Genomic DNA, 21,067 nt, shown 5'->3' with positions numbered 1-21,067 from the left:
AAATGAAACTTTCCAAGAGATTTTTAGCGTTTGCCTTGATATTGGCAATCACTTTATTTTGGAAATTAAATAATTGGAATGACAGATACGCAGCAGTAGAAACTTTCCGTGGAGCAGCACTGAATGAGGATGTGCTGTATCCTCTTATGTCCAAAAATCTTAATGATTCAAATCAGCTTAAGATTTTTATCAACGGACAGGAATACTCTAACACACAGAGCTATGCCATTTTGGATGACTCTTTGAATCCAGTTGGATCCTTAGAGTTTATTCGTTCTGTGCTGAAAGGCTCAGCCTTCATGGAGGATGAGTCTGCTGCTTTAGTTCAGATAACAGATAATGTATACGAATACATTTTAGACAATACAACCGCCACAGAAAATGGCGATGAAATAGACCTTTCTATTGCTCCTTCTATGCATTTGGGGGAGCTCTATATTGGCATTGAGGACTTGTGCAAGGCATTTGGCTACGCATATGAATACGACAAGGCTACATACACTGTCAGCATTCAGTATGACAAAGTTCCATCATTGCCTAGAGATTATGATCTTAGAGATGTTAATCGCGTCAGCACAATCAGAAATCAAGGCTCGACTTCTACATGTTGGGCGTGTGCTTCATTGGAGGCATTGGAGTCTTCATTGCTGCCAGTTCATCAGCATCTTTTCTCAGTAGATTCAATGATAAATGAAAACAGTTTTGACCTTGATCAGTCGGCAGGCGGCAAATACACTATGGCCCTTGCATACTTGCTTTCATGGCAGGGACCAGTGGAGGAGCAGACAGAGGAGAGTGATACTACACCTGCAATTATTTCCAGCTTGACTGGTGAGACTCAGGAGAACCAGATTCACCTTCAGGAGGCTCATTTTTATGATGCAGAAAATCTGGACGAGATAAAGTGGGCAGTATATCAGTACGGTGGCGTTTCTACATCCATTTATGCCAGTGTATCTACATCAAATCTGACAGGTTCTAGCAGCTATAATCGCAGAACCAATTCATACTGCTATACAGGAAATGCAAAGCCAAATCACGATGTGGTTATAATTGGATGGGACGACGATTATCCAGCATCAAACTTCAGCGAGGATGTTCCTGCAAACGGCGCGTTTATTTGCCAAAACAGCTGGGGTACAGGCTTCGGTGATGATGGTGTTTTCTATATTTCTTACTATGATTCAAATATTGGTAACCAGGCGGTATCTTATGTCAAAATAGATACCAACAATACATACAACTATATTTACCAAAGTGATTTGTGTGGTTGGGTTGGACAGATTGGCTATAGCAAGCAGTGGGCTTATGGTGCCAACACATTCGTGGCTGACGCAGATCAGCAGATTGAGGCAGCAGGCTTTTATGCCCTTGGAACTGACACTAGCTATCAGGTGTATTTTGTTTCCAACTACGAAAACACAAGCTCGCTTTCGGAGAAGGAGCTGGTTGCATCAGGCACAGTTTCACAGAAGGGATATTATACTATCAAGTTTAATTCCCCAAAGACTGTAGCAGAGGGAGAAAGCTTTGCAGTAGTTTTATATGTGAATACACCTGATACTGTTCGTCCTTTGGCAGTTGAGTACGTAACTGATTCTATGACTCAGGCAGTGGACATTACTGATGGCAAGGGATTTATCAGTAACAATGGTTTAGATTGGGAGAACGTGGAGGACGTGGTGCAGGCAAACCTTTGCATCAAGGCCTACGCAAATAATGTTGTGGAAGTGTTCGAATAATATGGAACAAAAAGTGATGGGAGCCTTTACGGCTATTATTCTGGCAATCACCATTTTGATGAGTTGCCTGCTGATTTATGTGCCGAACATGCACATAATCGCTTTACAAGTGGAGGATGAGAAGCTTTCCGGGGGAAGGGTATCTGTTATGGATATGCTACGTTCCAGCGAGGAAGCTTTGCAAGAGGAAAGTGCGGCTACAAGAGATTCTGTTTTGAAGGGGCACCAAATCAGATTAACTTTGCCACAGAACGTTACCAGTGCCAGTGTGAGCATTGATAACATCCACGTAGATAAAACTATCGCAATTACGATAAATGGTATTGGAAAAGATTATTTCAGCAATTATCCTATGCGAGGTGCGTCAAATAACATCGTTGATGTAACTTACGACAGTGAAAATTTGGTAGGTGTAATTGAAATAACTATGGACGATGTTTTGGAAGTTCAGATGACTTCCGAAGACGAATATATTTACTTTGATTTTGTAGATCCACATGAGGTTTATGATTATGTAGTAGTTGTGGATGCAGGTCATGGCGGAAATGTTCCAGGCGCCACAAAGCAGGGCGTATATGAAAAGGATTTGAATCTGGACATAGTGCTGGAGCTAAAGAAATTATTTGATAGAACTGATAAAAATATAGGCGTTTATTATACACGTACTGACGACTCCAATCCTTCCTTTGAAAACAGAGTTGGATTGGCCAACGATTCAGAGGCAGATTTATTCCTGTCTGTACATAACAATTCAACTGCATCTGGTAGAATGTCTTCTATCAACGGTACAGAAGTTATGTACGAGGGTGGAGATACCACCGGGGAATCAAAATCATTTTCAACACTTTGCCTTGTGCACCTTTTAAATGAGCTGGGCTCAAAGTCAAAGGGCACAGTAGTGGGGGATGAGGTCTACATTATTAGAATGTCAGAGCCGCCAGTTGCACTTGTAGAGGTAGGCTTTATGACAAATCAAAAGGAGTTGGATTTGCTGCAGGATTCTGAATATCAGGCAAAGGCTGCAAAGGCTTTGTACGATGCAGTAATTGAATATTTATATTAACGAGTAGAAGGGAATAATTGTAGTGAAAAGAAAAGTGATTTTTGCAACTGGCAATGCCAACAAAATGCGAGAGATTCGCGAGATTCTTGGAGAGGAGGATTTCGAGCTTCTTTCAATGAAAGAAGCTGGCATTGATATTGATATCGTGGAGGACGGTGCCACATTTGAGGAAAATTCCTTAATCAAATCTAGAGCAATTGCAGCAGTAGCAAAGGATGCAATTGTGCTTGCTGATGATAGCGGTTTGGAAATCGATGCGCTTAACAAGGAGCCAGGTATTTATTCTGCTAGATATATGGGCGAGGATACATCTTACGATATTAAGAATGCAAATCTTATAGAGCGCCTGGACGGAGTTGAAAAACAGGATAGAAGCGCTAGATTCGTGTGCGCAGTTTCAGCAGTTTTCCCTGATGGAGAGGATGCAGTTGTTCGTGGCACAATCGAGGGCTACATCGGTTGGGAGCCAATGGGCACAAACGGCTTTGGTTACGATCCAATTTTTTATCTTTGGGACAAGGATGTTAGTACAGCAAGCCTTTCACCAGAGGATAAAAATGCTATAAGCCACAGGGGCCAGGCTCTTAGAATGATAAAGGAAGTTATTTATAAGCATGAAAATATTAGTTGTTAGTGATACACATGGCAGATCGGAAAATCTTCGTGATGCCATTCACATAGAAAATCCAGACAGAATCTATCACCTGGGTGATGGGCAGGGGGTGGAGGACAATCTTTGGATGATGTCGGAAGCTCCAGCAGAATGTGTCTGTGGAAATTGTGATTGGGGGACAAATCTCCCAAACGAAGTTGTTCTTGAGGTAGGAAAGCATGTGATTATGCTTACTCACGGACATTATTACGGCGTAAATTATGGTTACGAAAGAATAGCCGAAGCTGCCAGAAATAAAGGCTGTGATGTTGTCCTTTATGGCCATACCCATGTACCAACAATCGACCATTACGAGGATTTGATTATAGCAAATCCTGGCAGTATTGCATTCCCAAGACAAAATAGTCGTGAACACACTTATATGACAATTATGGTGGATAATGATGGTGAGTTTACTATGAACTTACATTCATTAGAGGAATACGATAGAACACATGGAAATTAAGATTATCATTGATGGAGAAACTCCACAAAAAGAGCATATCTTGATGTCAGACGAACCTATCAAGTTCGTAGACGCAATGGAGCAGCTTGGACTGAGCTTTTATCGCCCATGCGGTGGAATAGGCAAATGTCTGAGTTGTAACATTCAATTTCTTTATGGCGCACCACAGATGACCTCTGCAGATGAAAAGGCTCTAGATTTTTCGGATATGAGAGCCGGCTGGAGAGTTGGCTGCAAGTGCGTTATCACAAAGGACTGCAAAATTCAGGTCCCAGCATCATTGGCAGGTGAAATTACATCAGTTCTTGCAGACGAAGTTGCAGAAGATGAAGCTTTGGATAAGAGCAATATAGGAATCGCTGTGGATGTAGGTACAACGACCCTTGCTACAGCTATCATTGATTTATCCACAGGTAAGATTCTGCGTCAGCGTAACTGTACTAATTCTCAGGCTAAATTTGGTGCTGATGTTATGAGCAGAGTAAAGGCTGCCATGGACGGTCATGGAGAGGATTTAAAGAATTGTATTCGCAAGGATTTAACCGATTTAGGAAATAAAATTCTTGGTGAAGATTTTCTTATGCATAAGGTTGTTTTCTGCGGAAATACTGTCATGACACATTTGCTCCTGGGATACACTGTTGATGGCCTGGCCCAGTATCCATTTATTCCATACACACTTGATAGTGTTAGTTTTGTGGAAAAAGGTCGTAATATTTTCTTCATGCCGTCGATAAGTGCCTTCGTTGGTGGAGATATTGTTTCAGGATTGTTTTATTTGGCAATGCAAGCAAAGAAGAATAATAAAGCACAGGATAAATTCCTACTTGTAGATTTGGGAACAAATGCTGAGCTTGTATTGTTTGATGGAGATAATTATTGGTGCTCATCTGCGTCCGCCGGTCCTGCCTTAGAAGGTGCATCCCTTAGCTGTGGAGTGGCTTCTGTTCGTGGTGCCATCAATCATCTGAGCATCAATAAAGGAAAATGCACATACACAACCATAGGCGGAGAGCAGCCTATAGGAATTTGCGGAAGCGGTATTATAGACCTTGTTCACGAGCTTCATCGAAATAAGATAATAGACGATGGTGGTTTACTGTTGGATGAGTACAGTGAAAGCGGATATCCTGTGGCTGATGGTGTGTCAATTACTGGAGAGGATATTCAGCAGGTGCTGCTTGCCAAATCAGCAGTTCATTCAGCTATTCAGCTTTTAGTGCAGGAGGCTGGTTTGACCATGGAGGATATCGACCATTTATATGTGGCAGGAGGCCTTGGTGCATCTGCGAGTGTATGGTCGGCTGCAGATATTGGATTGATTCCAAGGGAATTGGCATCCAAATATGAATCTGTGGGAAATACTGCATTGCTTGGTGGAATAGAATATATCCTTAACGGGGATGAAGATATTCTTAACGAGATAAAAGAAAAATCCAAGGTGGTCATTTTAAATGACAACCCTGGATTCGAAAAACTTTTTTTAGAAAATCTAATGCTTAATTAAAGCTGTTCGCCATTGAGCATTAAAAGGTCTTCAGGATCAATAGGTACGCAAAGACATTTTTTGCCATCTACATAGGCTGTTGTAACATCAGCAGCCTTTGTTTCTGAAACCTTAACAACGATATCAGCTTCTTTACCATCTGCTGTTACGCCGCTAACTTCTTTAAGCTGCTTTGTAAGATCGACAACTCTTTCCTTAAGAACATTTTTTTCTACACGAAGCTCGTTATTCTTAAGAGCTTTTTCATCAAGGATTTCTTCTGCAAGTGGAAGAGCCTCCTCAAAATAGTTCTCGAAATTAGCCTGAACCTTTTCAACCTTCATATCTGAAAGACCAGAATCTGTAAGGATGTTTGCAACGTCCTGTGCCTCAAGAATGATTGGCTCTTCAGGGCCGAGACGCTCTGTTTCTACAGTGATGAAATCAGAAAGATTCTGCTGAATATCAAGCTTTGTCTCGATTGTATCTTCTGTTTCCTCACCAAGAACCTGGTTAAGCATATTGTCGAATGCGTTCTTTTTCTGAGTAGAAGTTTTCTTTGTGCCGCAGCCAATGCAGTTTTCCCAGAACTCTACATGAGGCTCCTTTGTGTTCTTTGTGTATGCTAAGCATGCATGTAAGTCAGTAGTACGCTCTGTAAAGCATGGGAATGTAAATGCTGTATCAACAGGACCAACAACCCAGTCACGGTCTCTTGCACCGATGCGGTTTTCCTGCTCACGATATCCAAGGCCTGGCTTAGAAAGCTGTACTGGGCAGATAGCGCAGATGATATAGTCATAAACTTCCTCTGATTCATCAAGCTTTAAATCGTCTGATGTCTTTACAGGAATATCGTATGTGTCGTGATATAAAAGGATTAAGAAGTTTCCAACAAAATCGTACGATTCAATGATGCGATTGTAGTATTCAATGAGAAGTTTCTCATCCTGAAGACGTGATTCACGAAGTCTCATAAGTAAATCGTGACCGCTTCCTTCGATTTCTGATTCTGGATCAAATGGAAGCTCTAATAGATTGTTTCCGATTGTACCAGACATTGCTTTGTTGGCAATTTCAAGGTACTTATGAAACTCCTCATCTTCAAGATTAAGAAATGTTTCCTTGAAGGTAAGAACCATTTCTTTGTTTGCATCTACATAGCAACCAACCATTTTATCGAAGTTACATGCGTCCTTCTTAAAACGGCGCTTTATTTCATTTACTTCTTTTTTATTCATTTAACTCTAACTCCTGTCTTTAATGTAACGACTCTATTATATGTTTCAAAAAAATAGATAGCAAGACTTGACGTTTTTGATTTGAAGTACCTTTTGCCATATAGGGGTTGACATTGAATTGTCAAATAACTATACTTTAACACAATAAAGGGGAACAATTATGTCACGTTCATTTGTAATCAACAACAATAATAATAACAATAATAATTCCGTGAATAATAATCAGGGGATTTAATTTTATTGTGTTGATGAGATTTGAAGATTGTTTCAATAAGTAAGAATTAGACAGCCTCATCAAGCGCAAGTTTGATGGGGCTTATTTAATGCCAAAAAGTATTAAGTTTTAAGGAGAAAGAAAATGAGCGTTAAAACAACAGACGTAAGAACACTTTCAAGAAATTTCAAAGACTATGATGGCAAGGAAGTTACAGTAGCTGGATGGGTACGCAACATGCGTGACTCAAAGACATTCGGTTTCTTAGTACTTGCAGATGGTACATTTTTCAATCCAGTACAGGTTGTATTTAATCAGGACAAAATCGACAACTTCGATGAGGTTTGTCATTTAAATGTTGGTGCAGCAGTATACGTAACAGGTACTGTAGTTGTTACACCAGAGGCAAAGCAGCCATTTGAGATTCAGGCAACAAAGGTTGATATTGAAGGAAAGTCTACTCCAGATTATCCAATTCAGCCAAAGAGACACACAATGGAATACCTTCGTACACAGACACATCTTCGTCCACGTACAAACACATTCCAGGCTGTATTCAGAGTTCGTTCTCTTTGCGCATATGCTATTCACAAGTTCTTCCAGGAGCGTGATTTCGTATATGTACACACACCACTTATCACAGGCTCTGACTGCGAGGGCGCTGGTGAGATGTTCCAGGTTACAACAATGGACCTTAACAATATCCCTAAGACAGAGGATGGCAAGGTAGATTTCTCACAGGATTTCTTTGGCCATGCTACAAACCTTACAGTTTCAGGTCAGTTAAATGGTGAGACATATGCTCAGGCATTCAAGAACATCTACACATTTGGACCTACATTCCGTGCAGAGAACTCAAACACAACTCGTCATGCAGCAGAGTTCTGGATGATTGAGCCAGAGATTTCATTTGCAGATCTTGAGGATGACATGATTCTTGCAGAGGATATGTTAAAGTACGTTATCAACTACGTTCTTGAGCATGCTCCAGAGGAGATGGAGTTCTTCAACAACTTCATCGACAAGGGACTTCTTGATAGACTTCATCATGTTGCTAATTCTGATTTCGGCCGCATCACATACACAGATGCAGTTGCAGAGCTTGAGAAACACAACGATGAATTCGATTACAAGGTATCTTGGGGCTGTGATTTACAGACAGAGCACGAGAGATACCTCACAGAAAAGATTTTTGGTAAGCCAGTATTCGTTACAGATTATCCAAAGGAAATCAAGGCTTTCTATATGAAGCTCAACGAAGACGGCAAGACTGTTGCAGCTATGGATTGCCTCGTTCCAGGCATCGGAGAAATCATCGGTGGTTCTCAGCGTGAGGATGACTACGATGTACTCCTTAAGAGAATGCAGGAATGTGGCCTCAAGGAAGAAGATTACCAGTTCTACCTTGACCTTCGTAAATACGGTAGCTCTCGCCATGCCGGATTCGGACTCGGCTTCGAGCGCTGCGTAATGTATCTCACAGGCATGGGCAACATCCGCGACGTAATCCCATTCCCACGTACCGTTGGTAACTGCGACCTGTAATTTGTACTGATAGATGAGCCCGTAGTGAACAAGCTATTAGATTTCTCAAGCGAGACATGTAGTCGAGCGGAGAAATACTAATGCTTGTGGACGTAACGGGCGGATTATGACTAGGAGGAGAATATGAGCAAGATTTACATCCCAGATGGGTATGCTTCGGCACTTGATTTGAAAGAGACACAGATAGCTATTAAGAAGGTGAAGGATTTTTTCCAGGCACAGCTTACAGCAGAGCTTAATTTACATCGTGTAACAGCTCCACTTTTTGTTGAGCCTGAGTCAGGACTTAACGATAATCTTAATGGCGTTGAGCGCCCGGTTGCTTTCGGCGTAAAGGAGCAGGGAGACAAAGAAGTTGAAGTTGTTCATTCACTTGCTAAATGGAAGAGAATGGCACTTGGTAGATACGGCTTTAATGTCGGTGAGGGCCTTTACACTGATATGAATGCTATCCGCAGGGATGAAGATACTGACAACATTCACTCTATTTATGTAGACCAGTGGGATTGGGAGTGCATCATAGAGAAATCTGCTCGTACTGAAGAGACTCTTAAGAAATATGTTAAGAGCGTATATGCAGCTCTTCGTGTGACTGAGAAATACATTGCTAATTCTTATGATTATGTTCAGTGCATCTTGCCTGAGGAGATTCATTTTATAACTACACAGGAGCTAGAGGATAGATGGCCAAATCTTACTCCTAGCCAGCGTGAGTATGAAGCAGCCAAGGAATACGGTGCAATTTTCCTTATGAAGATTGGCGATTTACTTAAGTCGGGGGAGAAGCACGACGGTCGTGCTCCTGATTACGATGATTGGCAGCTTAACGGAGATATCATCGTTTACTATCCAGTTGATGATATTTCACTTGAGCTTTCATCAATGGGTATCAGAGTAGACGAAGATAGTCTTAAGAGTCAGCTTGAAAAGTCTGGTTGCACAGACAGAGCAAGTCTTCCATTCCAGAAGGCAATTTTAGAGAAGAAGCTTCCATATACAATCGGTGGCGGTATCGGCCAGAGCCGTATCTGTATGTTCTTCTTACGCAAGTGTCACATCGGCGAGGTACAGTGTTCATTCTGGCCTGAAGAGGACGTAAAATATGCTAGTGACAAGGGTGTTGTTATTCTGTAGACGGAAATTTTCTCAAGAATGTCTTTCTGTGGCAAACAAAATCCTTTACAATTAAAAAAAAATATCGTAGAATATACTTCGGCTCTCAGGTAATGGGGGCCGATTTTTTGCGAAAATAATATTTTTTATGTAACCCTTTACTTTAAGACTTTAGTGTGCTACAGTAATAGTGTAATAATTTTAGTTTTATAGGCGGGGATTTTACAGGAGTAGTTATAGAAATGAATAAAAAACTTGAAACAGCAGAAATGGATGAGCTTCTCAGAGCTATACTTAGCCTAGAAACAGTTGAAGAAGCATATGAATTTTTTGAAGATTTATGTACTGTAAATGAGATGGTAGCAATGAAGCAGCGCTTCGAAGTTGCTAAGATGCTCAGAGAGGAAAGAACATATCAGGATATTGCTGATGAAACGGGTGCTAGTTCTGCAACTATCAGCCGTGTTAATCGTGCGCTTAATTATGGTAATGACGGATATGATTTAGTACTTAAAAGAATTGGTCAGTAGAGTTATTTATTAGATGAGCTAGGATTTATTCCTAGCTCATTTTTTTTGTGTTGCAACTATGGTATTATATTATGTAGTTTTTGAAACTATGTGATGAAAAATATAGGAGTATTGGAAATGGACAATTCTAGAAAAAGACTTAACGAAATATTACATCAGCTGGCAGAAATCGATTATGTTCATCCAGAGGATATACCTAATATAGATTTATACATGGATCAGGTGCTTACTTTCCTGGATCAGGAGCTTGGTACTGTTCGCGAGGCAACAGAAGACAAAGCTATGACTAAAACCATGATTAACAACTATACCAAGAATCAGATTTTGCCTTCGCCTGAGAAAAAGAAGTATTCAAGGGATCACATGCTGAATCTGATTTTCATTTATTATCTTAAAAACTTTCTATCTATGAAGGAGATTAAGAACATCCTGGACCCTATCAACACTCGCTATTTTGGCTCAAAGGAAGGGCTTGGTTTCTACGATATTTATTCAGCTATGGTAGGCTACGAAAGCAAGGTTGCTTCCGATGTTACAAAGGATATTATCCGCAAATACAACATTAGTAAACAGGCCTTTGCAGATCAGGATGAGGAATCTCGCGCAGAATTACAGGAGTTCACTTTCATTTGTGAGCTTGCTTTTGATGTGTTTGTTAAGAAGATGATGATAGAGCAGTACTTGGCTCAAAGAGAGGACAAGCCACAGACAAAGGAAGAAAGTTCTCAAGAAAATCCAATGTAATCTTTGGGATTTTATAGCTAGAATAGTTCTGATGTGATAGAATAAATCAGAACAAATTTTCGAAATATATCATGCAATAAAGGATATTTTATGTTATGGATTTAAGTATGTTAAACGACAAGCAGCGTGAGGGCGTTGAGACTATCAATGGCCCTGTTCTTATTTTGGCTGGCGCTGGTTCAGGCAAGACAAGAGTGCTTACACACCGCGTTGCTTATTTAATAGAGCAGGGTGTGATGCCATACAATATCATGGCGATCACCTTCACTAACAAAGCTGCCAGGGAAATGAGGGAGCGTATTGATAATATCGTTGGCTTCGGTTCAGACGGTGTGTGGGTTGCCACTTTCCATGCCAGCTGTGTTCGTATTCTCCGCAGGTTTTGCGAGAATCTTGGTCAGGGATACACTAGCAATTTCACCATTTACGATACAGACGATTGCAAGACTTTGATGAAGGAAGTATGCAAGTATCTCCAGATTGATACAAAGCAGTTTAAGGAACGCACATTTTTAAATGTCATTTCTGATGCTAAAAACAAGCTCATCAGTCCAGAGGAATTCACTAACCGCGCCATGGGAGATTTCAATATGTCTCGTCAGGCCACAGTTTATCGTGAGTATCAGGCTCGTCTTCGTCAAAACAATGCATTCGATTTCGACGATTTGATCATGAAGACAGTAGAGCTTCTCCGTTTGGATGGGGATGTTCGTGCATATTATAATGACAAATTCAAATACATCATGGTTGACGAGTATCAGGATACCAATGCAGCTCAGTTCGAGTTGGTCCGTCTTCTTATCGGCGGCCAGCAGAATCTTTGTGTAGTTGGTGATGACGACCAGTCTATCTACAAGTTCCGTGGTGCAGATATTTACAATATTTTGAACTTTGAGCAGCACTTCCCAAGCGCTCATGTTATCAAGCTTGAGCAAAACTATCGAAGCACTGGAAATATTTTGAATGCTGCTAATGCGGTCATTGCTAATAATGAAGGCCGAAAGGAAAAGGCTCTCTGGACAGAGGCTGAGGATGGAGACAAAATCCAGTTCCAGCAGTTTGATAGTGCATACGAGGAAGCCAGCTACATCGCTAGCAATATTGGCTCAGTTGTACGCAGAGGTGAGGCTGATTATCGTGATTGTGCCGTGCTTTATCGTACCAATGCCCAGTCACGTCTTATAGAAGAAAAAATGATTTACGAGGGCATCCCATACAAAATCGTTGGTGGTGTAAATTTCTACAGCCGTAAGGAAATCAAGGATGTTCTTGCCTATTTAAAGACAGTAGATAATGGTAATGACGATATTGCAGTTCAGCGTATTATCAATATTCCAAAACGAGGAATTGGAGCTACCACTATCACAAAGGTTTCAGACTATGCTAGGGAGCATGGTTTGAATTTCTACGAAGCACTTTTACATGCAAACGATATTCCATCTATTGGAAAAGCTGCCAGCAAAATAAAGGGCTTCACAGACCTTATTGAAAAGCTTAAAAGAATCGCTGTTGAGGAGTCAGTATCTGCATTGGTAGAGGAAATCCTTGATCAGACAGACTATGTTGCAGAGCTTAAGGCGGAGGGCACAGACGAGGCAAAGGCTCGTATTGAAAATATCGATGAGTTACTTACAAAGGCGTTTGCCTACGAAAAGGATGCTAGGGATGATGGTGAGGAGCCTTCACTTTCTGGATTCTTGGAGGATGTTGCACTTGTTGCAGATATAGATAGCTACGAGGAGAGTGACAACTACGTTGTACTTATGACTCTTCATGGAGCAAAGGGATTGGAGTTCCCATACGTATATATGGCTGGCATGGAGGATGGATTATTCCCAGGGCAAGCAGCTATATTTGATGGCGGTGGTGCAGATTCAGAGCTTGAGGAAGAGCGACGTTTGGCATACGTTGGTATCACACGTGCCAAGGAACACCTTACAATGACAAGTGCGCGCATGCGTATGATTCGCGGCGAGACCCAGTTCCATAAGATTTCCAGATTCGTTAAGGAAATTCCTGATGAACTTGTTAAGGGCAATCTGTGGGAGCCAAAGCCAATGGACGACTACTCTAGTACTCCAATTGGAGAGTATTCAGTATATCAGCGTCCTACAGGCAAGGGACCTACTATAGCTACAAGCTATGGCGCTAGAAACGAATCAGTTAGAAATACATACAGTTCTAACGTATATACGGTAGGAAGCTCTACCACAGCTGTTGCCAATAAAAATGGCACTAAAATCGAAAAGACTACATTGGATTATGGCATAGGCGATAGAGTAAGCCATATCAAATTTAAGGAAGGTACAGTAAAGGATATCATCGATGAAGGCCGTGACTACGAGGTTACAGTCGACTTCGATGGCGTAGGCACCAAGAAAATGTTTGCATCCTTTGCAAAATTAAAGAAAGTATGAAACGTGGAGAAATAGTACAGGGAAAGGTTGTAAAAGTATCTTTTCCAAACAAAGGAATAATGGAGACTGCAGAAGGTGACAAGCTCAGAGTGAAGGGCGTGTTGCCTGGCCAGACGGTGTCGGTTCGTGTAAAGAAATCCTCAAAGGAAAAGGCACAGGGAAATCTTCTTTCAGTGGATGCGCCATCACCACTCGAAATGGACACACCAGCATGTGTTCACTTTGGCAAGTGTGGCGGCTGTACCTATCAGTCACTTTCATATGAAAATCAGCTTTCAATTAAAGAGGGCATGATTCACGATTTGATGGCACCTGTTATTGGCGAGGATGTTTGGACAGCCACTTACGAAGGCATCAAATCCAGCCCAAAGCAGTTTGAATACCGCAACAAAATGGAATTTTCCTTCGGCGATGAAGTGAAGGATGGTCCACTTACCCTTGGTATGCATAAAAAAGGCAGCTTCTATGATGTTGTCACAGTAGATGGATGTCAGATTATCGATGCTGATATGCGTCGCGTCCTTACAATGACTCTTGAGTATTTTACAAAGGCTGAGCAGCCATATTATCGCAAGAATACACATGAGGGTTATCTTCGCCATTTGCTTGTCCGTAAGGCAGCCAAAACAGGCGAAATCCTCATAGACTTAGTTACAAGCACACAGATATCATCTCTTTATGAGATTGCCCTTTTAGCAGGCTGGAAGGACGCTCTTGTAAGTTGCACTGAGTGGGACGGCAAAATCGCTGGAATCCTTCACACAAAGAATGATAGAGAAGCAGATGTAGTTGCAGATGAAGGCACAGAAATCCTTTACGGCCAGAGCTGGTTTAAGGAGGAGTTACTTGGACTTTCATTTACCATCACACCATTTTCATTCTTCCAGACAAATTCCCTGGGAGCAGAGGTGCTTTACAGCACAGCTCGTGATTTTATATCTACAGGCGCTGATGGAGCAGAGGTTTATGATCTGTATTCAGGTACAGGCACCATCGCTCAGGTTATCGCACCTGCAGCTAAGCATGTAACTGGAGTAGAAATCATCGCAGAGGCAGTTGAGGCTGCAAAGGAAAACGCCAAGCTCAATGGCCTTGAAAACTGCGATTTTATAGCAGGCGATGTACTGAAGGTTCTTGATGACATCATAGAAAAGCCAGACTACATCATCCTGGATCCACCTCGTGATGGTATCCATCCAAAGGCTCTCGATAAAATCATCGACTATGGTGTAGATTCACTAGTCTACATCTCATGCAAGCCTACAAGTCTTGCTCGTGACCTTGAGGTATTCTTGACCCGCGGATACAAAGTAACACGTCTTGCCTGCGTTGATATGTTCCCAGGAACTTATCATGTAGAGACGGTTGTTCTTCTGTCCTAGTAAAAACCAGATGATCATATAAAACTATGCGCTCGCAACCAAATTTAACAAAAAATAGCAAAATATGTAAGCTTCGCTTGGTAGACAGGTGGAGCTTACTTTTTTATGATTGAGAAAAAGTGCTAAAATATTTGACAAAGGAGGTAGAAATATGAGGAAGGTGTACTTGGATAATATTCGCTGGATAACAGTAGTGCTGGTTGTCATCTATCATGTAATCTACATATTCAACGGTGTAATACAACATGGAATCATCGGTCCATTCAGTGAGCATCAGCCCCAGGATACATATCAGTACATTGTATATCCTTGGTTCATGTTACTTCTGTTTGTGGTATCCGGCATGTCAGCCCGCTATGAACTAACTAAACGAACAGAAAAGGAATTCATCAGAGTAAGGACGAGAAAATATCTTGTGCCATCAACAATCGGTCTTCTGGTTTTTGGCTGGGTTCTTGGCTATTACAACATGCTGATGTCTGGTGCATTTGATTCCATGGGCAATGTACCGGGGCCAATCCTTTTCCTCATAATGGCAGTCAGCGGCTCAGGGCCTCTGTGGTACATACAGATGCTATGGCTCTTTAGCCTGATGCTGGTACTGATCAGAAGGATTGAAAAAGACAGATTCTATAATGTCTGCGGCAAAGCCAATCTTTTGATACTTATACTTCTTGTTATACCCGTATACGGAGCAGCGCAGATACTTAACACACCGATAATTGTGGTGTACAGATTCGGTATCTACGGACTGGGTTTTTTGATCGGCTACTTTGTACTGTCCCATGAGGTCGTGATGAATCGACTTGGCAAAAACTGGCTGTTATTGAGCGTCCTTGCCCTCGCATCCTGCATAGCCTTTGTGATTTTATATAAAGGTCAGCCTTATCCGGATCACGTAGTTCTGGACACAATCATGTGCAATGTATACGCATGGTTTGGAACTCTCGGTATCCTTGCCTTCATGAAAAAATGGGGAAATTTCACGAATGCTTTCTCGAAGTGGATGTGCCGAAAATCATGGGGCCTCTACGTATTCCATTATCTGATGATAGCGGTCAGCGGATGGTATCTGCATACGTTATGTCCGTTCCTTGCCCCTGTCATCGTATACCTGTTGGTTGCAATAGCAGCATTCGCAGGCTCCTACCTTCTGTATGAAATCATGAGCCGCATACCTTTCATAAGGTGGTGTGTTCTGGGAATAAAAAAGGAGAAGAAAGAATAATGTACGTTTAAGCTTCGGTGAAAGTGCCGGAGCTTTTTTGATTGAAGAAGGAGAATTTTAATGATAATATATACGTGATAGCGTAATGATTATATACGTTTTACCGGAAAAAGGCTTATGTTAATAGAATTGGTAAAGATTATTATAAAGACGATTTTGAAATGAATTTTAAGAAAGAAATTTTTATTTAATAAAGGTTAGAGGAATGAAACAAAACGAGGAAATAATGAAAGGAATTATTTTAATTGGATAATAACAGAAATGTATCAGTTGTTAAGGATTCTAAAGGAAATGATATTGTATTAATTAATGATATTCAGTTTAAAGGAAAAAGGAAAGTCGATTGGAAGGAGGTCAAAGAGTACTTATATGGATATGTTGGAGATATATATGAAATATCAAATACTGATGATTATGTATACATAGGTACGGATTTGCCAGACGAATACACCGGCTCTGAATATACTGAAAGCTTAAGAGGAGGTAATGCTAAAGCAAAAGCAAATGCTACGCAAGGAATACCAGAATTATTAAATATAGCAACAGGAAAGTTTTATAGAGAAAATACGACTAAGAAGCATTTAAGAGATGCACAATATGGTTGGTATAGATATGATTCGAGATTTGCGCTTCCAGTCTTTGCAGATGATGGAAGAATTGAGCGTTACAATTTGTATCATGCATCGATGTTAATAAGACATGCTAGTGATAATAAACTGTATCTGTACGATGTTATAGACATAAAAAAAGAAACGAGCAACCCTCTCGGCCTTAAAGGCTTACCAGACAAAAAACCCATTTCTTGATTCATATATTAAAGTTGAAATATGTTTGTGTCAATAGATTTTTAAGTAATTTTTGCGAGGAGAATAATGATGGTAAAAGAATATTTATTTAAAACCAGAGTAATAGTCGAAAATAAGGTGTTTTTGTTAGCCGAGGATGTGGTTAAAAAATTGGGGTATGATAGTCTTAAAAGTTTTGCAAATGCATTTCCAGAGTTGATTGTTGAAAAGAATGGACTTCCAAAACTTGTAGAAGAAACTAAATATAACAATATTATATTAAGTGACGTAGAGCTTTCAAATAGGATAAAGCATTTGGAATATACAAGGGTGGATACTTTGAGAAGCAGAGCGGAAACTCTTAGAAGTTTTTATCCACTAAAGTTTATGCTAGCAGGTGGAATCATGGAACGTAAAGCATATGACGCAGGTTATGAATCAGTAGAAAAATATATAAATGATGTGGAGTACCCTGAGGAGCTTAATGAAGAAAAAGCGACAATGATTCGAAAAGCTGATTTAATCAGTTCTATGGAGAATACAAAAAAGAAGATTGATGATTTGGTGGACTATGATGTTCTGAAGAAATACAAAATCAAACTGATACAATATATGCATATAAATGAACATGGATTGCATGTAGAACCATTTTTAGCCGGAAACGGAATCTTTTTTGCTTTATATGATTCAGATTATGCTTTTGATGAGTTAAAAGTTATAGATGGAGATTTAGTCATCCCTACTTATGATGAGTACGAAGACTCATTTATTGAAAAAAATTATGGACATGATATTTCAGGTAGAGATTACAGTAATTATAGCTGTATTGAAAATATTCTGTATATTATTTCGAATAAAGAGTTTGAAGATGTTGGGGTGGATTTAATGCATTGTCAACACTTAGGAATTGATTTTTATATATCGCAAACAGAAATGATAAAAATGCTTTCGCCAAGTCAGTACAGTAATATAATATTAATAGATGGTGTTGAGGATTTTGAGTTTTCAAAATATATTACGCCGCTTGAGGATAAGTCGATTTAGGATTAACTGATGAGGTGAGGATAGAAATATGACTATTACAGAAAGAATCTTTTATTTAATTAAGGCTAGAGGTATGAGTCAAAATGCATTTGGTAAAGCAGCTGGTATAGCACCAAGTACAATCAGTGATTGGAAGACAAAAGGACATACTCCTTCTGCTGATAAGATAATGGATATATGCAGAGTATTAGAAGTATCACCGGAGGCTCTTCTTACTGGTAAAGGTATAGATGAAGCTGAGGTTAAGGAGACTAAGGTGGATTATAAGGAAAAGGAGCTTTTATTGGAATATGAAGGCTTAAATGAGGACGCGCAAAAGAGACTGCTGACCTATGCGAAGAAGTTGGGGGAGCTGACGAAGCTAGAGGATATTTAATTTTTGAGGTCACAATTTGTGAACTCAAAGAAGTAATATGAAAGGGATTTTTAGTGATTGAAGAATAATGTAAATGTGTCGGTGATTCAAGATGCAGATGGAAATAATATTGTAATGATTAATGATATCGCTTTTAAGGGAAAGCGATCAATGAATTGGGATGATGTAAAGGAGTATTTAAAAGGATTTGTTGGAAATAATTACACTATAGCTGGCTCTAATGAAGTTGTTTATATTGGAACTGATTTACCCGATGAATATACTGGTTCAGATTATACCTATAACTTGAAAGGTGCAGTTGCTAAGGCAAAAGCTAACGCAGCTCAAGGATTAGGAGAGTTAATTGAGATAGCAACAAATGGGAAGCATACAGAGAATAAAAAGAAAAAACATAATATTGATGGAGCTAATGGTTGGTATCGTTATGATTCTTGTTTTGCTCTGCCTGTATATGGAGTTGATAATAAAGTGGAAAGGTATAACGTCTTTAATGTAAATTTGATAATTAGACATGATTTAGATGGCAAGAAGTATTTATACGACATAATAAACATAAAAAAAGAAACGAGCAACCCGCTTGGCTGTTAGTTTCTAACACGTACGGTAAAAAACCCATTTCTTGATTATTATAATAAAGACGAAAATGGCTTGTGTCAATAGTTTCTAGAATTATTTTAGGAAGGGGATATTTATGACAAAGGAGAGTATGAGGATGCAGGAAAGTCAGGCAAGTCCACTGTGGATCGCCTGGCTTTTAATAAAATGATTGAAGAAATCGAATATAGTACCTCATAATAAATATAGTGTGGTATAGTAAAGACTATACTAAATTTAATAGGGAGAAGAATATGAAAAGAAAAAAATATATGGCCATAGTAATGACTACACTTGTTGCAGTTACAATGGCTGGATGTGGAGAAAAAGCATCAGAAAATGTTAGCGAGAACATAGTAGATAATGCAGTAGAACATACAGAAGATGCCACTGAACAATCAACAGATAGCACAGAGGATAATATCGATGATTCAGTATACGCGGATGTTGAAAGTGGGAATGCAAAGGTTGAATATACTGGAAAAGGGGATAGCACAGTTTATTTAGAATTATCACAGGTTCTGACCGAAAGTGAAAGCTATACCATAGATGAAATTTGTGAAGCTTTAAATCAGATAGAAGATTTTCAGAACGAGGCAGATATAACATACTCAATAATTGATTGTGGCAGTGATGGTGAGAGCGAGCTTCTTGTTGAGGCGCAGCTTAGTGCGATGTATAGCCTGGATATGATAATAAAAAAAGTAGATGATAAATTTGTTATTTGTTACGCCAGGGACAATTCAGATAGAGCAACGGAAAAAATCAATGAAGATGGAACAATCGAACGTTATTTGAGTTCTGCTTATAATATTCATGATGCGGAATATTCTTTTGTGGATGCAGACGGAGAATATAAGTTTTTCTATGGTGTTACAGAAACGCTTTCGTTATTTGATACTTATGATATTTACAAAGGTGACTCAAAGATATCCATTTCAACCGAAGGCCTTGATGCTGAGCATATAGCTGTCCTAGAGTACTATTTCGAAGAGAATTATGAGGATAGAGAATACTTCTATTCTTTTTATACTATAGATGATAACTATGGCAAAATGGAGTCTGAAGAGGGAAAGGCTGATTTGGCTGAGCTTGGAGTTCGATTCAAAGATGAAGGATATTTGATATATGACTCAGACGGAATTGATGCAGTGTTGCAAGATAGAGCTGATGAAATAGGATATACAAAGCTATAAAAAAAGTGGTCGATTTCGACCACTTTTTTATTATTCAAACATTAAATTAATCCAGCAAATACAGTGGCAAACACAACTGTAAGGATTCCGGCAACGGCGATTGAAAGAGAACTCATGGCTCCTTCGATTTCACCGATTTCCATAGCTTTTGCTGTTCCAATAGCATGGGCTGCAGTACCAAGTGCCAGTCCCTTAGAGATTGGCTCGTGGATTCTGAAAATCTTGCAAATAAACTCGCCAAGAATATTTCCGATAACTCCTGTGATTACGATTACTGCTACAGTGATTGTTACGTATCCGCCAAGCTCTTCTGAAACACCCATGCCGATAGCTGTGGTGATTGACTTTGGAAGAAGTGTAACGTAGTTCTCATGGGATAGTCCCATAAGCTTTGCTAATACAAATACGGTGGCAAGGCTAGTAAGAACACCAGCTGTTATACCAAGAATTACGGCCTTGGCATTCTTCTTGAGAAGCTCAAATTCCTCATAAAGTGGAATTGCAAGGCATACTGTTGAAGGTGTTAAAAGCCAGCTTAAATACTTGGCTCCTTCATTGTATGTTTCGTAGTTGATGCCACATGTACATAAGAAAATGATTGTAAATATGATAGATATCAGAAGAGGATTAAAGAATCCAAATCCAAATTTCTTCTTTAACCATGCACCCAAACCATAGGAAACAAGGCTGATAGTTACTCCAGCGTAAGCGCTGGTTGCCATAAATTCTGTCATTATGCTTCCTCCTTCTTTCCCATGCGAATAATTCCCTGTGAAACTAATCCTGTAGCAGCCATTACTGTAAAGATTGTGATAACAGTAATTACTGAAACTGGTACGAGAACAGGCTTAAGTACATTCCAAGATGACATAAGACCAACTCCTGCTGGGATAAACATTACAGGCATAATTTCAATTAGGAATTTTCCAGATTCTTTAACCTGGTCAAGCTTGAGAATTCCTGTGAGAAGAAAAATAAACATAAAGACCATGCCGTAAATGCTTGCAGGTATAGGAAGTGGGAGAACTGCTTTGCAAATCTCTCCAAGAAGTGAAACTGCAAGAATGATTAAGAATTGTTTTAAATATTTCATTGGTATTACCTCAATATAACTTAAAAGTTCTTACACATTATACTCTATGTTTTGAAAGAAACAAGGGGGTGTATATTAATTCACATAAAGAACATAATAGTCGGAAATCTCCATTTTTTAGACACAATTGTATAGTAGAATCAAAAAAGGATATGT

The 21,067-nt window shown here is 39.7% G+C and carries 20 protein-coding genes; 17 read left to right on the top strand and 3 right to left on the bottom strand.

Translation table 11 applies throughout. From position 1 onward, the window contains the following. Positions 1-2 precede the first annotated feature (2 nt). The 5 genes from CRN97_RS06110 to CRN97_RS06090 are packed head-to-tail and all read left to right on the top strand — an operon-like array spanning position 3 to position 5,430. Positions 3-1,742 carry a lectin like domain-containing protein gene (locus CRN97_RS06110; protein ID WP_090394230.1) on the top strand — a complete coding sequence of 580 codons (1,740 nt, stop codon included), beginning with the start codon at positions 3-5 and terminating at the stop codon, positions 1,740-1,742. Between the two features lies 1 nt (position 1,743). Further along, on the top strand, positions 1,744-2,805 hold the full coding sequence (locus CRN97_RS06105; RefSeq protein ID WP_097076228.1) for an N-acetylmuramoyl-L-alanine amidase family protein: 1,062 nt from the start codon (positions 1,744-1,746) through the stop codon (positions 2,803-2,805). 22 nt (positions 2,806-2,827) lie between these two features. Beyond that, complete coding sequence (gene rdgB / locus CRN97_RS06100; RefSeq protein WP_097076227.1) at positions 2,828-3,439, top strand: RdgB/HAM1 family non-canonical purine NTP pyrophosphatase; 612 nt, start codon at positions 2,828-2,830, stop codon at positions 3,437-3,439. After that, entirely contained in the window at positions 3,420-3,923 is a 504-nt protein-coding gene (locus tag CRN97_RS06095) for a metallophosphoesterase family protein (RefSeq protein WP_044937016.1), read from the top strand. Before rdgB ends, CRN97_RS06095 begins: the two co-directional genes overlap by 20 nt. After that, positions 3,913-5,430, top strand: a complete 1,518-nt coding sequence (locus tag CRN97_RS06090; RefSeq protein WP_097076226.1) for an ASKHA domain-containing protein — start codon at positions 3,913-3,915, stop codon at positions 5,428-5,430. Before CRN97_RS06095 ends, CRN97_RS06090 begins: the two co-directional genes overlap by 11 nt. Here the strand turns inward: CRN97_RS06090 and CRN97_RS06085 are convergent. Continuing rightward, the gene (locus tag CRN97_RS06085; RefSeq protein WP_044937024.1) at positions 5,427-6,650 is read right to left on the bottom strand and encodes a DUF4317 domain-containing protein; all 1,224 of its coding nucleotides are present in this window, start codon (positions 6,648-6,650) and stop codon (positions 5,427-5,429) included. The two genes, CRN97_RS06090 and CRN97_RS06085, sit on opposite strands and share 4 nt — an antisense overlap. A 358-nt stretch (positions 6,651-7,008) precedes the next feature. Here CRN97_RS06085 and asnS point away from each other — a divergent pair, with 358 nt between their 5' ends. The 12 genes from asnS (at position 7,009) to CRN97_RS06030 (ending at position 19,818) form a co-directional block, all read left to right on the top strand. Continuing rightward, a complete protein-coding gene (gene asnS / locus CRN97_RS06080) occupies positions 7,009-8,409 on the top strand; it encodes an asparagine--tRNA ligase (protein WP_033153339.1) in 1,401 nt (466 codons plus the stop codon). A gap of 123 nt (positions 8,410-8,532) precedes the next feature. Then, positions 8,533-9,543 (top strand): aspartate--ammonia ligase, encoded by a 1,011-nt coding sequence (gene asnA, locus CRN97_RS06075; RefSeq protein WP_090479188.1) that lies wholly within the window; start codon positions 8,533-8,535, stop codon positions 9,541-9,543. Positions 9,544-9,764: 221 nt separating this feature from the next. Next, positions 9,765-10,052, top strand: a complete 288-nt coding sequence (locus tag CRN97_RS06070) for a YerC/YecD family TrpR-related protein (RefSeq protein ID WP_033153343.1) — start codon at positions 9,765-9,767, stop codon at positions 10,050-10,052. Positions 10,053-10,169: 117 nt separating this feature from the next. Beyond that, positions 10,170-10,796: a DUF1836 domain-containing protein gene (locus CRN97_RS06065; protein WP_074788633.1), complete on the top strand. Its 627-nt coding sequence runs from the start codon at positions 10,170-10,172 to the stop codon at positions 10,794-10,796. A 95-nt stretch (positions 10,797-10,891) separates the two neighbouring features. After that, positions 10,892-13,213, top strand: a complete 2,322-nt coding sequence (locus CRN97_RS06060) for an ATP-dependent helicase (RefSeq protein WP_097076225.1) — start codon at positions 10,892-10,894, stop codon at positions 13,211-13,213. Further along, on the top strand, positions 13,210-14,595 hold the full coding sequence (rlmD, locus tag CRN97_RS06055) for a 23S rRNA (uracil(1939)-C(5))-methyltransferase RlmD (protein WP_097076224.1): 1,386 nt from the start codon (positions 13,210-13,212) through the stop codon (positions 14,593-14,595). Before CRN97_RS06060 ends, rlmD begins: the two co-directional genes overlap by 4 nt. A gap of 151 nt (positions 14,596-14,746) precedes the next feature. Next, positions 14,747-15,823, top strand: coding sequence for an acyltransferase family protein (locus CRN97_RS06050; protein ID WP_097076223.1), 1,077 nt, complete (start codon positions 14,747-14,749; stop codon positions 15,821-15,823). A 245-nt stretch (positions 15,824-16,068) separates the two neighbouring features. Next, the gene (locus tag CRN97_RS06045; protein WP_097076222.1) at positions 16,069-16,629 is read left to right on the top strand and encodes a hypothetical protein; all 561 of its coding nucleotides are present in this window, start codon (positions 16,069-16,071) and stop codon (positions 16,627-16,629) included. A gap of 66 nt (positions 16,630-16,695) precedes the next feature. Then, complete coding sequence (locus tag CRN97_RS06040; protein WP_143483247.1) at positions 16,696-17,652, top strand: hypothetical protein; 957 nt, start codon at positions 16,696-16,698, stop codon at positions 17,650-17,652. Between the two features lie 28 nt (positions 17,653-17,680). Next, a complete protein-coding gene (locus CRN97_RS14275; RefSeq protein ID WP_242962011.1) occupies positions 17,681-18,028 on the top strand; it encodes a helix-turn-helix domain-containing protein in 348 nt (115 codons plus the stop codon). 57 nt (positions 18,029-18,085) lie between these two features. Beyond that, positions 18,086-18,616: a hypothetical protein gene (locus CRN97_RS14270; protein WP_242962010.1), complete on the top strand. Its 531-nt coding sequence runs from the start codon at positions 18,086-18,088 to the stop codon at positions 18,614-18,616. Between the two features lie 260 nt (positions 18,617-18,876). Further along, positions 18,877-19,818, top strand: a complete 942-nt coding sequence (locus CRN97_RS06030; RefSeq protein ID WP_097076220.1) for a hypothetical protein — start codon at positions 18,877-18,879, stop codon at positions 19,816-19,818. Positions 19,819-19,859: 41 nt separating this feature from the next. Here the strand turns inward: CRN97_RS06030 and CRN97_RS06025 are convergent, their stop codons facing one another. Continuing rightward, positions 19,860-20,552, bottom strand: a complete 693-nt coding sequence (locus tag CRN97_RS06025) for an LrgB family protein (protein WP_090394245.1) — start codon at positions 20,550-20,552, stop codon at positions 19,860-19,862. Next, on the bottom strand, positions 20,552-20,911 hold the full coding sequence (locus CRN97_RS06020; protein ID WP_090394246.1) for a CidA/LrgA family protein: 360 nt from the start codon (positions 20,909-20,911) through the stop codon (positions 20,552-20,554). The genes CRN97_RS06025 and CRN97_RS06020 overlap by 1 nt, the downstream gene beginning before the upstream one ends. Positions 20,912-21,067: the final 156 nt, after the last annotated feature.

Origin of the sequence: Pseudobutyrivibrio ruminis DSM 9787, assembly GCF_900218035.1 — a bacterium.
In the GTDB taxonomy this organism is placed as follows: Bacteria; Bacillota; Clostridia; order Lachnospirales; family Lachnospiraceae; genus Pseudobutyrivibrio; species Pseudobutyrivibrio ruminis.
This window is presented reverse-complemented; position numbering and strand designations above follow the sequence as displayed.